Annotated in this window: 11 protein-coding genes and 1 pseudogene; 2 read left to right on the forward strand and 10 right to left on the reverse strand. The window is 41.6% G+C overall.

The features are described from left to right. Positions 1-241 precede the first annotated feature (241 nt). Positions 242-637 carry a VOC family protein gene (locus EDM56_RS01940; protein ID WP_122916184.1) on the forward strand — a complete coding sequence of 132 codons (396 nt, stop codon included), beginning with the start codon at positions 242-244 and terminating at the stop codon, positions 635-637. A gap of 103 nt (positions 638-740) precedes the next feature. Here EDM56_RS01940 and EDM56_RS01945 read toward each other — a convergent pair whose 3' ends face one another. Both EDM56_RS01945 and EDM56_RS01950 read right to left on the reverse strand, forming a co-directional pair. After that, positions 741-2,696, reverse strand: coding sequence for an elongation factor G (locus EDM56_RS01945; protein WP_122916185.1), 1,956 nt, complete (start codon positions 2,694-2,696; stop codon positions 741-743). Positions 2,697-3,015: 319 nt separating this feature from the next. Then, on the reverse strand, positions 3,016-3,558 hold the full coding sequence (locus EDM56_RS01950) for a DUF1003 domain-containing protein (RefSeq protein ID WP_122916186.1): 543 nt from the start codon (positions 3,556-3,558) through the stop codon (positions 3,016-3,018). A gap of 222 nt (positions 3,559-3,780) precedes the next feature. Here EDM56_RS01950 and EDM56_RS01955 point away from each other — a divergent pair, with 222 nt between their 5' ends. Further along, positions 3,781-4,713, forward strand: coding sequence for a reverse transcriptase domain-containing protein (locus EDM56_RS01955; protein WP_122916187.1), 933 nt, complete (start codon positions 3,781-3,783; stop codon positions 4,711-4,713). 14 nt (positions 4,714-4,727) lie between these two features. Here EDM56_RS01955 and EDM56_RS32195 read toward each other — a convergent pair. The 8 genes and pseudogenes from EDM56_RS32195 to EDM56_RS02000 all read right to left on the reverse strand — a co-directional run. After that, positions 4,728-4,851, reverse strand: a pseudogene (locus tag EDM56_RS32195) (IS256 family transposase); the annotation flags it as partial. Between the two features lie 166 nt (positions 4,852-5,017). Then, positions 5,018-7,432, reverse strand: a complete 2,415-nt coding sequence (locus EDM56_RS01965; RefSeq protein ID WP_122916188.1) for a restriction endonuclease-like protein — start codon at positions 7,430-7,432, stop codon at positions 5,018-5,020. After that, complete coding sequence (locus tag EDM56_RS01970; protein WP_122916189.1) at positions 7,401-9,548, reverse strand: McrB family protein; 2,148 nt, start codon at positions 9,546-9,548, stop codon at positions 7,401-7,403. Before EDM56_RS01970 ends, EDM56_RS01965 begins: the two co-directional genes overlap by 32 nt. A 385-nt stretch (positions 9,549-9,933) precedes the next feature. Beyond that, positions 9,934-10,224 carry a hypothetical protein gene (locus EDM56_RS01975; RefSeq protein WP_122916190.1) on the reverse strand — a complete coding sequence of 97 codons (291 nt, stop codon included), beginning with the start codon at positions 10,222-10,224 and terminating at the stop codon, positions 9,934-9,936. A gap of 142 nt (positions 10,225-10,366) precedes the next feature. Beyond that, positions 10,367-10,549, reverse strand: a complete 183-nt coding sequence (locus EDM56_RS01980) for a DUF3934 family protein (RefSeq protein WP_122916191.1) — start codon at positions 10,547-10,549, stop codon at positions 10,367-10,369. A 91-nt stretch (positions 10,550-10,640) separates the two neighbouring features. Next, on the reverse strand, positions 10,641-11,951 hold the full coding sequence (locus EDM56_RS01985; RefSeq protein WP_122916192.1) for a DEAD/DEAH box helicase: 1,311 nt from the start codon (positions 11,949-11,951) through the stop codon (positions 10,641-10,643). Between the two features lie 983 nt (positions 11,952-12,934). Next, complete coding sequence (locus EDM56_RS01990; RefSeq protein WP_122916193.1) at positions 12,935-13,618, reverse strand: hypothetical protein; 684 nt, start codon at positions 13,616-13,618, stop codon at positions 12,935-12,937. A gap of 2,051 nt (positions 13,619-15,669) precedes the next feature. Continuing rightward, complete coding sequence (locus EDM56_RS02000; protein WP_122916195.1) at positions 15,670-16,353, reverse strand: hypothetical protein; 684 nt, start codon at positions 16,351-16,353, stop codon at positions 15,670-15,672. Between the last annotated feature and the right edge of the window lie 186 nt (positions 16,354-16,539).

Genomic DNA, 16,539 nt, shown 5'->3' on the forward strand with positions numbered 1-16,539 from the left:
GAAATACGTGATATTGATTTCTGACAGCTATAGAAACCTTATTGCGTATCGTATCATAGCTGGAGGAATCCACAAAGCGAAAGAGCAGACCACACTACAAGGCTGCTCTAAAAGAGTTATTTTACTAGCAACGCCACATTCTTCACATGTATAGAATAAGTAAAATTGACACAAAGGAGTATCAAAACTATAAGTAGAATACAAAATAACAAATTAAGGAATAAAAAATCAGGAGGGTATCATGGGAAGATTAGTTCATTTCGAAATTCATGTAGATGACATGGGGCGTGCTAAAAAGTTTTATGGAGAAGTATTTGGGTGGGCATTTGAAGATTGGAGTGAATATGCTGGAATGCCCTATTTTGGTGCTGTGACTGGCGATGCAAACGAGCCTGGAATTAACGGAGCTTTGATGCAACGTCAAGGCGCTTCCCCAGAACCTGGCCAGTCTTTGAATGGTTATGCCTGTACAATGGGAGTGGAAGATTACGATTCAACTGAAGCAAAAATACTAAAAAATGGAGGCAAGGTCGCCCTTCCAAAGTATGCTCTGCCTGGAATGGCGTGGCAAGGATATTATATTGATACCGAAGGCAATATTTTTGGTATTCATCAGCCAGATGTGAACGCTAAATAGAATCTTTTTATTAATTTAGGATGAATGGTGTTGAACATTATCACCAATTCAACACCAATTCACCACCACTTTTTGCTGTAATAAATATGCACCCTGGCTCCGCTCAGAGCAGATGCATCTTTGCTTCCGCCTCGTCCCACGGCACCGAGTAGCCAGCCCCCTTTGCACAGAAGATCGAGGAGGAGGTATAGAGAGGGTCTGCTTCCTTGATGTAACCTTTCCTTCCGATCACTTCCTCCGCATTATGGCAGCGGTCGTAGCCGCCAAACACGCAGCGGATGCTGCCTCGTCCATGTGTGAAGGAAGCGAACTCGGTGCTGTAGTTCATGAATGTCGACACAGGCACCCTTCCTGTAATGACCACATGCGTATCCGACATCTGCGGAGGCTCGAACGCACCTGAGGCGCGCTGAATATCAGACAGCACTCTCCCCATCTCGTCAATTCCCACCCTGATTTTGAAGTCATAATAGGGTTCTAACAGCAGGTTATCCGCTTTCTCCAGCCCCTGCCTCAGCGCGCGGAAGGCTGCCTCACGGAAGTCGCCCCCATGGGTATGTTCGTTATGCGCCCTGCCTTTTAACAGCGTGATCTTCATATCCGTGATCGGCATGCCTGTCAGTAGCCCATGATGCTCCCGTTCGTAGAGATGAGACCGGATCAGATTCTGATAGCTAAAACTTAGGTCATCAGGATGACATAAGCTAGCAAAGTGGATCCCGCTGCCTCGCTCGCCCGGTTCAATCAGGAGGTGCACTTCCGCATAATGCCTGAGCGGTTCGAAGTGTCCATAACCCGTCACAGCAGACTGTATCGTTTCTTTATACAAGATTTCCGGTTGGCCGAAAGAGACAACGAAACCGAAGCGCTCCTTCACTAGCTGCTCCAGCACTTCTAACTGAATCAGACCCATAACGCGAATGTGAATCTCTTGCAGACTCTCTTCCCAAACCACATTCAGAGACGGATCCTCCGCATTCAGAATGCGAAACGCACCGAGTACTTGCTGCACGTGAAGCGGACCTTCGAATTGTACTTTCGACTGTAGCGTCGGCTCGGTCTCGTAAGCCAACTTGTCTGAATATAGCCCCAAGCCTTGTCCAGCCTCGGCCTCGGATAAGCCAGCGACTGCGAACAGATCGCCGGCTGCCACTTGTTCAACCGCCTGCATTTTGCTGCCGTTAAACAATAAGATCTGTGTAATCTTCTCTTCGTATCGAATTCCGCCGCTCTCATATGCGAGCAACTCTCGGACCTTCAGCGTGCCGCTCAGCGCTTTGACGAACGTTAGCCTCTGCCCGTTTGTGGCGTGTCGAATTTTATAAACTCGCCCCCCGAACGGACCCGTTTCGTCATAAGATGATGTCGTCAACAGGTGCAGTTGATCCAAGAATTCCATAACTCCCTCATCCTGGAGCGCCGAGCCGTAGGCGCAGGGAAAGAGACGACCCTCTCGTATTATCTCCTGCAGGGCGCCCAGCCAAAACATTGGATCATCCCTTCCCTCCAGGAACGCTTCTAGCAAAGACTCATCCCGTTCCGCCATCATCTCCCGTAGCCTCTCACCGACGATACCGTTGGAGAAGTTATCCATGATGGTACAAACATCTCCGGTCAACTGACGGCGTATCTCCTCCTCCGTTCTGTTTGCATCCGCCCCGATACGATCTGTTTTATTGATGAAGAAGAACGTCGGAATCCGATGTTTGCGTAGCATGTTCCAGACTGTCTCGGTATGACCTTGGACGCCTTCTACAGCACTGACAATCACGATAGCGTAATCCATTACCCTGATCGCCCGTTCCATCTCGGAGGAAAAATCGACATGTCCAGGCGTGTCGATCAAATAATAAACGTCGCCCTTATCGTGCATAACCGCCTGATCCGCGAACACTGTAATGCCCCTTGCCCGCTCGATGCCGTGGCTGTCCAGAAAGGCATCCTGATGATCCACTCTGCCACGCGACCGGATGCTGTTCGTATGGTATAGTAGCTGTTCCGCAAAAGTCGTCTTGCCCGCATCCACATGAGCAAACAACCCGATCGTTAGACGCTTCATGTTATCCCTCTTCCGTTGCTTCTCGGCTAGATTTTCTTTTCTCATTAAAACATAAGAAGTGAGAGGAAGAATAGGGTTGCTAAGGAGGGATTGATTGGTGAGGGGCATAGACCCGGAGCTTGTATCTTAAATTTTAACGCCCCCCACTCCCACGCGTTCTTACGATGCCGGTTAAAATAAAGTCTTGATACAAGAGCAGGGGAAAGCCCCTTTTGAAGCTGAGAAAAAGCCGAGGAAAAACAGGAGGGAACACCTGAATTTCGCTCGGCTCGTAGGCAAACTTTTAATGCTTTTGTACGACTATTTAGGCTTTATATTATTACTCTCCCCCGCTAAACGGTTTTTTGTTTTCTTGAAGTAATTCTTTTATGGCAGCTAACTCATTTCTAACTTCGCTTCGAAACTCAGCAAAATTCGCCTCAATTCTATGCAAATGTTCTTGCATGTCATCAATTTCCTGTTCGGCTCTATAATTTATCGCAAAATCAATAATTGTTTCTTTCTTGTCTCTTGCAGCTTGCCGGTTTTGACTCATCATAATTATAGGAGCTTGGAATCCAGCAAGAAATGATAGCACTAAATTTAAGAGAATAAATGGCGGTTCATCAAAATGAATGATTTTCGTGAAGGATAGCGTGTTAACAACGATCCATACGAGCAATATCGCAAAAAATATGATAATAAAGTTCCAACTGCCGCCAAATGCCGCTATTTTATCGGCCAATTTATCAGACCATTTTGTTGACTTTATGTACTCTTCATTTAAATGCTCATGTATTTGTTTCTCAAACTCAACTACTAATTGATCTACTCTTTTACCATAATCCTTTACTTCCTTTTGAGAATTGTTTTGGTCATTCATTTTTTTCAAAATGCTCCTTTCTAATGGATTTCAGCCTTTCTAAAATTATTAACGATTACTTATTATCTTTTCAAATGTTTTCTAACTTGATCTGAAAAAACCGATATCTGATCGGATATTTACAATCGTAAAAAATGGATTATTGCACAAACAAAGAAAGAAACCAATTCATACGATAGTAACGTTCTTATCGTTTTCCATTGATCAATTAGGAGGGGTAAGATGGCGAGAACTAGACGCTTTCAAATACCAAAGAAAATGTTCTGGGAGGCATACAAACAATCAGAAAAAACCAAAGTAGTAGGCGTAGATGGTCAGACAATCCAGTACTATAAGCGAAATCGAATAAAACTAGTACAGGAACAGTGGGATCAGCTGACCTCCGGCAATTATATTCCTTCCCCTGTTCGCCGGGCCTTTATCCCCAAGAAAAAGGGGGGACGGAGGCCTATAGGCATTCCAACTGTGAAAGATTTTATTGTACAAACTGTACTAAAGAACAATCTGTCTCCTAAATTAGAGGTTCTCTTTCATCCAAGCTCTTTTGGGTATAAGCAAAATTCGCGGGCACGGGAAGACGCTATACGAATGGCCGGAAATCGGTGTTTACGATATGATTGGGCGCTTGTACTGGATATTAAGCAATTTGGAGATAACATTGACCATCAGTTACTTATGAATATGTTAAAGAAACACATACAGAATAAATGGGTATTGCTATACACACACCGAATGATGAAAGCACCTGTACAAACGAGAACTGGGGCTTTAATCAAACCAGAGAAGGGGCTCGCACAAGGCAGCAAGCTTAACTTTTTACTGGGCAACTTTTATTTGCACAATATTTTTGATGAGTGGATGCAAAAGAATCATCCCGAAATTCCATTCGAACGTTACACTGATGATATAATTTGTCATTGTAAAAGTGAATCCATCGCGAAAAGGTTACTTTCCCAAATCCAAGAAAGATTAGGAAATTACAAGCTTGTCACCAATCCAGAAAAAACGAAAATTGTTTATTGTAAAGATGCTGCCCGAAAACGGAACTATGCAAACGTGTCTTTCGATTTTTTAGGGGCCACTTTTTGTTCACGTAAAATGAAAACCAAATCTGGAAATGCGATTGCTCGCTTTATGCCTAAGATACGATTTTGAGTTGGGAGTAGCAATTAAGAGAGCTTCACCTGTTGGAACGATTTGCTTTCCTTTTGTCACCGTTTGGAGCTGACGATGGCAGATATCAATCATTTTGGTCGTGTAAATGAGCTTGCGAGTCTCTGGCTGATAGTTAAAAGATCGTACCCTAGTGTTATTGACCCGATTTCATACAAAAGTAAAAACTGCCTAATCCTGTTTGGCTATAAGGATTAGGCAGTTTTTTATAGTGAGCTTTTTATTGATTGTCGATTGCGCAGTTAAAAGCTATCTCTGATATTATCCGGGTAGGTCTGCCCAATGATCATTCTCCTTTCAAGCCTACACGGATAACCTTCTTCGCATAGTCAATATGTTCATGGTCTAACTTCACTTCCACACGTCCCCTGCGGCGTGCTTCACGCCATAGAAGGAGCTCTTCCTCATTTTCCAGCTTCAATTCGGATATCTCCAAGGCACGGTCGAAAATATAATTTGATGTAAAAGCAATACTCTGGACCCCATGACCACTTGGTAGAATCACTTGCTCTCTTGCTACCCACTCTTCAATTTCGAACACAACATAAAGTTTATCGGGAGGATTGTGTTTTGAGGGAATTACCGTGATTTCACCACGCTTCACAATTTTCCAGTCCCTGATTTTCCCGTAATACTTCACGCCAACGATTTCTTTGGTCTGACCAAAGAACTTTTTCGACTGATACAACGCAACATACTCTAGTTGTGTTAGCAGCTTGTGATTCGTGATATTCTCCAGTGGCGTATGGTAAAATTTATGGTGCAACGCAATTTCCAACTGCTCCTCGCGACTCATGCAGCCAACCAATACATTCTTCTTGCTGTACTTGTTATCGTAATACTCCTTCGATCCTTTGGGCCGGACAGCGCGCTCATAAGCATTCTCCGGACTATCCAAAATAATCTCGTCCAGAAACTCTTCTACCAATTTTGTAGATCCAGGCATAAACGGAAATGCCCCGACATTAACTTCCTTGATGCTTTTGTAAAAATGGTGTTTCTTGTACTTCTCCTCATCCGGGTAAGGAAACAACACATAGGCCCCGAACATCGTTCTCTCGAATCGCCCTGAGTCCTTTTCTTCATGTACGATAGCATCTCGGTATCGATGCATCGTGTTGATGTCATCCTCCTCCGGTCCCGGTAATCCATCGTATATCTTATGATAAGAAGTCCCCGGTTCAGCTGGGTTCAATCGATACTTCGCGTCAAACACGTACTTATACTCCGTTGACGTTTCCAGCTTTCTCAACGTAAGAACGTTATCTGGCTTCTGCGCAAGTGTTGGTCCTCGATGCAACTGGTTGTAGTTTAATTCAAAAATTTCCCCGTTATGAGGATTGCGATATGTAACCGTCGATTTGGCAGATTTCTTTAATGTAACGAAGATTCCACTGTAATCTAGCTTTATAATGTCTTGACTTACTAACTCATATTTCTGACCTAGCAACTGATGTATCTTTAGGAAACACCAATATTCATACAAAGTGGCAAGATCCTTCAGGGACAACTGGAATAAGTCATCCTGGATGGCTAGGCCTTTAAGCAGCATAAGATATGACTTATACACTTCACGATATCCTGGGGCCATCTGCATGACTAGAGAAACGGACATGTTCTTCATGACCCCTACTTGTAGAAAGTCGAACTGAAGTACCCGGCGAACTTCCTTCTGCATGTGAGTCATCGTTTGAGCCAGAACAGGGTCCTGTAGTCTCTTCCGTTTCTTCAATAGTACCCATAAGTCTTTCAACTTTCGCTCAATGCTGAGGAGCACCCAACTAACGAATCGGTTTTCATGCGAATCATAATTAACAATTCTATGTGTGTCCCATACATGAGTTGGAGTAAATCGTTCGCCTCGAACATGAACGATGCCATTTTCATGATCTTTGATCAGCGATTGTGGATTTCTACTCAAATATTTCAAGGTTTTATGGTTGATCTTCTTTGCTCTTTCAGCAGGGACGATGCGTTGATCTTGTTGCAGTCTCGTGTGAGGAGAACCTTTAATCCGCTGGACACTGTTTATTAATTGATCAAAAAGATAGCGTAATATGGTGTAAAATTCCGTCAAGCTCTGCTGTTCTGTCTCTTTGAGACCAGTTAATTGATACGTTTTGCGAAGGAAATCGAACGTTAGGTTATGAATCTGCTTGTTAACATCTTGTAGGATGGTATGATAATCCCTCTTGTAATCCATTTTCACCGGGAAAATTTCCAGCCTTAGCTTCAATAGCGTCAGGCTATCTGAGTGAAGCTCCAGCTCCGTATATCCGATCTCATTTTGAAAATTTAAATTCCCCGATAAAATACGATCTCCTTTTGGTACAATCGCTTCGCGCAACGCGTAATTCTCATGGTAAAAGGTTAATTCTATATCCTTCTTCTTCTGGATCAATAGATTATACGTCTGCGTTTCATAGAAGATTGGAAAACAGGCTTGTTGGTTCTGCCAAGGTTCTAGCTCTCCCGTTATAGGATTAAAAACAGCTATGGATAGAACCCTCAATTGTTCCGAGTAAGAAGACACATGAAGATCAGCCTGCTCCCATTCCCTCCCCTCAGTTCGATGCAATTGAAGCATATCTACTGTTGGATGGTACGGTTTCCCTTCCAGGTAGAGATCGAACAGATTCGTTTCGATGCGTAGAAGGTTTACGCTTTTCTTAAGAGACCCAGAATGAAGTGAATCCGTCATGATCGAGCCTCCGTAGCATATAGATGAGCTTCTGAGCCGTTTGAGGATATTTCACGTTATTTTCTTTTCTTAGTTTTTTCCATTCCTGCTCGATATCTCTTTCACCCTCCACGTATGCTTTGCTATTTGAGGTGAATCCGTTTAAAGAAAACACCAAGAGTTCTATAATTACCTTTTTAACTCCTGAGTGATTGCCTTGGATTCGGGGGAGGATTTTTTGCAAAATCTGAAAATCCATTGCCTCTTCAACCGTCATTAAGGAATATCGCTCGTTGTAGATCAAGTAGAAACAGATCGAATCTCTGACACGGAAGCCAACATGAGCATGAATACTTTCTAAAATCGTATTGATCTTGACCAACTGATTAACCGTATCATGGATTAAATCTTTATACTCTGCGTATGCATCCTTTAACTGTAAGTAGTTACTGGTTAAAAAACGTGCCGTAGGATACAGCGATTCTATTTCCACTTCTGGCGTTACAGCCGCTTCTTCTAAGCCTATAAAATTATCGAGTTCGATATAGTTGAATTCGATGGTATTGGCCCGGTCTAGTACCTTTTTGCTAAAAGGATGCGTCGTTTCATCCATGTTTACGGTACCGATGAAGAATACATTTTCAGGAATGCCAATATTGCGTCCAACCTGTTCTTCTCCCACTACGGTATCTGTAACAATTCGCTCTTCTTGCCACCGTTGCGTTTCTAAGATGCTAAGTAAATCACTGAAATAATGCTCTACTCTCGCAAGATTCATCTCATCCAAACAAACAAAATATGGCTTTTGTTGATTTTCTTGCGCAGATGCTTCTTCAAGCGCATAGGTCAATTTGCCTCGACGAAATGTTCCGCTGAGATCCTTATAACCGATTAAATCGGAAGGATCGCTCCAATCCGGTCTAACGGGAATCAGTGTGAACCGGCCATTTGCTTCTGTTGCGCCAAGTGCTTCTGCAAATTTCTGAACGAGCTTCGTTTTTCCTGTGCCAGATATCCCAGCCAGGATTACGAATGGCTTCGTCTTTAAAGATAAGTAAAAGTTCTCAATCATAAGATCCGGATAAGTGAAGCCTTGCTGCTGAATATAGCTTTTCACGCTTTGGATATGGGCGCTCGTCTCCTCATCAGTAAGGGTCACAAGTTCCACCTCCTGCTCCACATCTTCCACCTCGGAAAGTAACGTAAATTCCGGCCATGGCGTATCTTTCGATTTGTTCTGGATTACACTTAACCCCTGTAACGTAAACGGGAACAGGTAGCCTTGATTAACGCCGCCCTTTCTGTTAATCGGACCCTTTGTAATATGTAGTTGAAGTAAATCTTGGGATATAGCTGTTAATTGTATTGGTGGATTCAACTCATGGTACTCGGTAACGACCAGGCGCCCCTGCTCATCCCACTGTTGATCGGATAAACTCTGCGGCTTCGGTTGCTCAACCGCTGCTTCCTGAACCTGACTAACAGCCCGCAAAGCACCATTAGAATAATGGAGGACAATGTCGTTTACCCTGACATCCTTCATCGTCTCCCAATGATGTGGAGTCTTTCCGCTACTATCTTTGAGTGGCGCCCACAGTACACTCTCTTGTTTCTGGACAGAAAAAGACGTCCCTTGACATACCCACCAAATAGCTGGTTGATTTTCAGGGATTGGGACGTCGTTTGTGATCAATTTCAGCTCATACACAAACGGTTGATCCGTGGCGTAAAACTCTACGTATTCCGCAAATTGCTCTGGAACCGTTATTGGATTTTTTGTACTTGCCGCCTGGCTACGTTTATGGAACAAATAATTGTATGTAGAACGAAATTTGGCAATCATGTAATCCTTAAGCTCTGTGTTACTGTCATACCTGATTTGCAATGCTTCTCTAAGTTGCTTTTTTTGATTGATACGGCTTAAGTTACATTCAAACTGACTTCCTTCAATAGTGAGAAGGGCTTTTTTACTTTGTCCTAAAGGAATCTCGATGTTTTGATTTGCTGTGTCAAAATCTTCGTGAAAGTCCATCGGGATATGCGTACCATACTCAAATATAGACCAATCGATTTGCTTACGTCCTATTAGGTTGGGAATGGTGTCATCTTTCCACCAGCTGCGGTTTTTTTTGATCATTGGATTACCTGCCTATTTGCTTGAATTGTTCAATTTTTTGAGGTTCAAATATATGGATAAATTATAGTATATTTGGCTTGATAAGAGCAGATATATCGTTGGCGGTTTGATTACCTTTATCAAGTCAGACCTCACCAAAGAAATTCGTTAATACAGTGATTGATGAAAAGATCGTTAACGGTTCTTGTCCTAATTCGAACATAATTTCCCGACCTCAAATGAAAAAGGCTAAACCCATATGGTTTAGCCTTTTGTGTATCATTTACTTCAAAGTCAACCTCGCCACCGACTCCACACGTGTCGATTACGTAAAGTAAATACCTGATTCGTGCTAGACTAAGCTCAATCCCGAATCGGCATCCTTAACTCAGCTTCATTCTTATTCTCATGATTTAACGGCATATTCCATAGTAGCTGTATCCAGCATAGATTTCCAATTGGCAAAACCCGTCTCTCTTACAACATACCGATCAAAAAGTTCGTCAGGAATGTTATTGATATCTTCTTGAGTCGTTACTTGAAAGTTGCCTTTCTCTAAAAACTCTCCAAAACTCTTAAAGTTGGAATGCTTACTCATGAATGATTCATTAAACAACTCGTCTAATGAAATATGATCCGGATCTTTTTGAATCGTTTTCTGTCCTTGTAACTCTTTCAGCAGATCCTCAAATGACATTGGCTTATGTTTCCTCAAATTACCACTCCCAAATCTGTTTTATCGATTCCCACCTAGCTATTCGATAAGTCAGCCCCTCATTTTCAAGCCACTTCTCAAGCCTGATTTACACCTTACTTCGCAAAAAGGGGTGTGGGCTGCCCTATATGTCGGATTTGTCGCCTTTAGGATTGCTGGAAGTTGCAGCGCCATCCTGATTTTTTGTGCCTTTGCTTATATAAGGTTTGGGTGCGTTTTTTGCTCGATTGGCGCTAGCTTGCCATCTGTTCCACCCTTTTTTGTCAGTTCCCCTACCTGTTCCACCCTTGCCTTTTGCTTTACTCAAATCATCCACTCCATTATGATTCTTACTTAACTTTTAATGAAAAACACACAGCACTCTCCATGGGTTGAGACGAGAAAAGGAATCTCTAATGCTATCTGCTTGTTTTACGCACCTTTTTAAAACGCTCGGATTTGGGCTTGGGTCCCTGGTTTTCCTTGGGCCCTGGATTTGCCTTCGGTTTCAGCCTTGGGCTTGCCTTGGATTTGGCAGGTTTTGAGACTCCTGATGTCGATGGTCCTTCCACCTTTACAGGCTCTGTTGTACCCAGCATCGGATAGGGATGGTCTTTCACTTGAGGAATGGTCTTTCCGATCAATTTCTCAATATCCTTTAAATACGGAATCTCATCAGTTTCGCAAAAGGATATAGCGGTCCCGCTCAGTCCTGCTCTACCGGTACGGCCAATTCGATGAACGTAGGTTTCTGGAATATTAGGGAGGTTAAAGTTGATCACATGAGAAAGTTCCTCAATATCAATTCCTCTTGCTGCGATATCCGTCGCTACCAGTACTCGCGTTATGCCACTCCTGAAATTGCTCAATGCAGTCTGGCGGGCATTTTGAGATTTGTTTCCATGGATGGCCTGAGCGGAAATTTTCACTTTAGTCAGTTCGCGCACTACACGGTCAGCGCCATGCTTTGTACGGGTAAACACCAGTGCGGATGCAATGGATTTATCTTTTAACAGGTGGTTCAATTGGTTTTGTTTGTTTTCCTTATCTAGTAAATAAATCAATTGCTCTATCCTATCTACAGTAGAAGACACCGGCGTGATTTCTACTTTCACTGGATTAATCAGTAGCGATTTGACCATTTTGGATATTTCCGGTGGCATTGTCGCCGAGAAGAAAAGAGTTTGTCTCTTGCTGGGCATGTTTGTGATGATTTTCTTCACATCATGGATAAAGCCCATATCCAGCATTCTGTCGGCTTCATCCAGCACTAAAATTTTGACATATTGTAAATCAATACACTTTTGATTCATTAAATCGATGAGTCTGCCCGGAGTTGCAATAAGAATATCCGCACCTTGATGTAGCGACCGTTCCTGTGCTTTTTGTGAAACACCGCCAACGATAGAAATACAACGCAAATCGGTGTATTGGCTATACGCTTGTATGTTATCAGAAATTTGAAGAGCAAGTTCTCTTGTCGGCGTTAAAATCAATGAGCGAATGCGGCGTTGTGCATTGGGTCCACTGTGTTGTTCGCTTAATAGTTGGACAATCGGTACAGCAAATGCGGCCGTCTTCCCTGTTCCCGTTTGAGCGCAGCCAAATAAATCTCTTCCGGCTAACACAGCTGGGATCGCCTGTTCCTGTATGGGTGTCGGCGTAGCGTAGTTTTCTTTACTTAACGCCTTTAAAATCGAAGGTATAATTTTCAAGTCTTTAAATGTCATTTTGTCTCCTTACTTTTATTAGATGCATTCTTAATCACGTACTTTCACTATCTCTTGTAGCGTCTCCGCAAACCGTTCCTTTATCCCATAACTCACCATCATAACACAAATGAAGAAAAAAAAAGAGAAGCGGAATTTTACCGCTTCATTCATAGATGTACTCCACAGAGCTCTCATCCAATTGTGATGGCACAGTTGGATCACCATCGTCCGTTACATCAAATTCACGAACAATTTCTACGGGGAATTCCTCTATTTCATATCGGTTGTCCGCTCTTCTAACCTTCCATTTGCTTCACACTTTTTTAGTTCCATGTGTACATACAACTCGTATCCCATCATATAAGCCTCGCGCTTGAGCGTTTTTCCGTCCCGATCATAATCGACTTTTCGGATAACCCAGCCACGCCTTAACCACTCACGCAAGATCGCCAAACGAAAAAGGTAGCCGCTTAAAAATCTGATAATGAAAATTCTGCAAGTCTGCCCATTTTTGCGAAACCTCTGTAGTTCCTAGTAATTTACGGTAGCTACCAGGTTATCTCTTTTGTCATTTGAGGAAAAACGGAATTATGCAAAATGCTCATTTAGGTAAATGTAGCTTCATAGCATCACTCTCTCACTAACAACACACAGCACTCCACATGCCCCGTCCACGGGTCAATGCGGTTGTATGATCTAATCTGTTATAATCCGTTGAAGCCTTGATTTAACCAGATTTCCCACGTTAACGTTTCGTCTGTATAGGATGATTTAGGATGAATGGTGTTGAACATTATCACCAATTTAACACCAATTTACCACTACTTTTTACCTTGTTTGCTCAGACTATTCTGCCCATCATTCCTTGCATCGATTGCTATAAAATAACTTTGGAGGATAAGGATAAATAATTTTCATAATCATCTCTGGTTCCACTCATAAAACCACCGCGCTGCTTGCAACGGAACGGTTCCTAAAAAATGAGGGCCAAAGCCGGTACTCTATTGAATGTTAAAACTGGAGATAATTTTGTCATATTCCTTCAAATCGGCCGCCTGATATCGGGTCTTATCGACAAAGAACATCAGCGTAACGAAATCGGAGTCCTTTCGAACGAAGACCAACTTGCCTATTGAATCGCTCGTCTCGTAATCTATCACTTGAGCTTCGGCTCCAGCAACCTTCACATTCGTTAGCTTGTTTGCTTGAACATACTTAAACGTGCCTTTTAAAGCCGAATTGACAAACTCGCCTAAGCTCATGCCCTTGGCTGACTCTAGCCGAAAGTCCACGCCCATATAATAATTGCTGTACATTTTCCGCTTGTCCGTCAGAATAGAGGGCCTCCAATTGCCGTTAATCACGATCTGGAAGAAGTTCGCGGTCTCCCGATCAAACAAATCTACATACATGGGGCCACCAATGGTCAACTTGTTCGCCTTGCTATCAAATACAAGTTTCGAATTCAGACCGAAATAATCAGAAATGCTGCTTACTGGTACATATAAGCTTCCATTGTACTGCAATGCGTTGACACCATCGACTTCCTGTCCGTTCAATTCCACTTTGATCGAAGGATTAAAGTACGCTTTTATTTCCTTCCAGGTAGATCCCGCCAAAGCTCCGGTCGCGTTACCCAGCAAGAACACTGACGCAATAGCGCCTACCCACCATTTCTGCTTCATTTGACTTCCTCCTACATATCTAATGACAATACCCTACCATAGTTTTACAGTTATGTAGCATTTGGTAGAAAACGAATATTTCAAAATGGATGTAAAAACTCACGTCATGTATCTATACAAAACTTTCCGTTACTTGTGTATGGTTCACCGTACATGCTCTTAACTTATCCTGCCCTTTAGCGTGGAAAAAGCATCCCGTCTTAATCGACTGCCTTTTCGTTGAAATGTCGAGCTCTTGATCTCCGTTAGCGGAATGAAACATGCCGAATGATCCGAAGCGTGAATATGGTGTTATACGAAGCTCTGCTTCTATGTATTACTCAAAAGTCTCTAGTATTTCTGTTCATCTAATTTCATACATGCTTTATAAATTTGCATTACAGTTGTTCCTAAATAAAGAGACATTAGGTCAATGTTATTGTCTATGTAAGTGTTTTTACTATTTCAAGTTCTTCATTCCATAGATTAATTGGTTTGCCTAAAACCTTAATATACAAGCTCGGATGAAAAGTAATAATGTCTAAATCTATATATTCTCTGTCGAACTTACTCATGGTTTTCACTTTGGCGATATCATACGGCCCAGGCCCTTCGGGAATACATTCCCGAGTATTATTTAGATCAATATTTACTTCCTAGAAAGATAATAAACTTTCGATGATTACTTCACCGATGACTTGAGGTTTTTCATCATAAGGAAAAGATATTGCAACTCCTCGTCCAATTCTTGCTCCAACATTAGCTACTCTTCCCTGAGGAGAAACTATAATCTGATCATGAACTTTTGAATTATTAGCTGATAGTTCCATATCGAATTTAGTTCTGAGATTGTTTAGTCGTAAATATAATGAAAGATGTTCAGATTACCCTTGAATAATTGGGTTGTCTTGTTCGGTGCTTTTAGATTTAAAGAGATTAAAAAAGCTTTTCAAAGATGTTCACCTCAATATTTTCGGCAGATTCGCATAACATCTATTTTACGAACTTCTTAAAAAGTCACATACATAAAGTTTTCGGAAGTGATTGTACTATCCTCCCCCATAGCTTAACAAGGCTGTCCGATCAAGCGGCAGCCTCGTGATGGTTAAAATAGAACTAACGTATCCGTCGTAATGAAGCCCCGCCACACCTTAGTTTAACTTAGCCACAGTCTATAACTTTATTATCCAGTCTACTTTAGTATATTGTGCAACAGATCATACCTGCCCGTGGAGTTCGACAACCTGTGGAACCTAATGGTTTCTTTTTTTGTTCCGATCCCCTTTGCTATAATGATTCAAAAGGAGCGTGAATTAATTGGATAAATCGTTCTATTACTCAGTTGACCGATCTTTAGTTGGTCAATATCGAAGTATGCTAGAACTAATGAAGATACCTTATGTCGTCGAGACGCCTGTTGCATTATTGAAGGATGGTGCCAATCAAGTGGTCATCGTTTTTCCTAACATGCCTGTAAAGCTTTATGGTATGGTGCGGAAACTTTTCAAAAAGGACGGACTACCATACCATAAATAACTTTACTTCCTTCCGTTCCACGATGGAAGCCTGCTAGATGACCGCCTTCTCGATTATGCAGCGCCGTCTCCACGGTTTATCTGCCTTGGACTTAACCACTGTTATAGCTCTGGCCCCCTTTGGAGAGAGGTAGTGCTTACGCTCCCCTTGGCGCATCTGTGTCGTTCACCAATCAGCTTTTTGTATTTCGTCCAGCCTGTTCATTTAAAAATACACTCGTTTAAAGTTTCTTATTAATGTTGTTATGTGTACTGTTTTTATATATGTATTTAGGTAGTGTTGATATTTCTTGTTGATTTTTTCGTTAAATGTTCAGAGAAAATATAGTAGTAGACTGATGTTGTTGATTTGATGCTATTTCTGTTAAGAAAGCTCTTTACCTTTGTAAAAAAGGAATTAGACTATTTAATCCTTCAATACAAAAAGGCCAGTCAAACACGAAAATAAAGTGTTAGACTGGCTTATTTTTATTGAACTATCGAACCCGTTAACAGAATAACTTTTCTCTAATAATTTTATATTACTATATTACCAAACTAAAGCCAAATAACATTGTTTCCGTCTATTTCCATCTCGATTGACCTATTTATAACCAGTACTTCGTCTTCTCCTATAAAATTTTCTATAGGGAAATGAAAAGGGTGGGTAATAATATCGTCAACGGGTATATCCCTTATTAATTTAATTCGGTGTTTCCATGTTTGTTGTCCACTCCAATCATTATTTCCAATTTTATCACAATGTGATGTAATAATATTGGGCCTGTATTTGTATGATAGTTTTCCTTCCCCTTGTATATTAAAAATATCTGCTTCATGGTTAGGTGCCAATCTTTCCAATGTTAATTGATTTTTTTGTTGGTTTAATATCACTGTTCTTGTCTCTGTGGCTATATACCTTAATTCATCTATAGCGTTATTAATATCATCTCGATATGTATTTGCAAATGCATTTATTGCTTGTTCAAAACAATATGTATCTCCATAAAGCTCACTTCTAGTAATAGAAAAAGCTCCTTTTACTAAATAAGTTAGCAGACGTCTTCCTAACTTATCAATTCCCGAAGACATTTGAAAGTCGCTAATGTCTAAAGAATAACCAAGACTCGGGGGTGACTTGTGGTAATCTTTAATAAACTTCTTAAATTCAGTTTCCTTCTCACTATATCCACCAATTAAGGCAATCCTTAGGACGGGTGTTTCTATTCTGTAAGAATTCATTTTTCAAAACCTCCTTATATCATGCTATGGCCCCTGTATTATTTTACATTTATAAGCAATTATCCTTGTTACAATCTTTGAATTAACTAATCTCCCTCTATGTAGAAAGCAAAATCTCCCGATTTCGTTTGTTTTCTCAAGTTTTCATAGCGTTGTTGGTTTCTAATCATTTGAATACTGGAATAA

Source organism: Brevibacillus fluminis (assembly GCF_003710825.1).
Lineage (GTDB): Bacteria > Bacillota > Bacilli > Brevibacillales > Brevibacillaceae > Brevibacillus_D > Brevibacillus_D fluminis.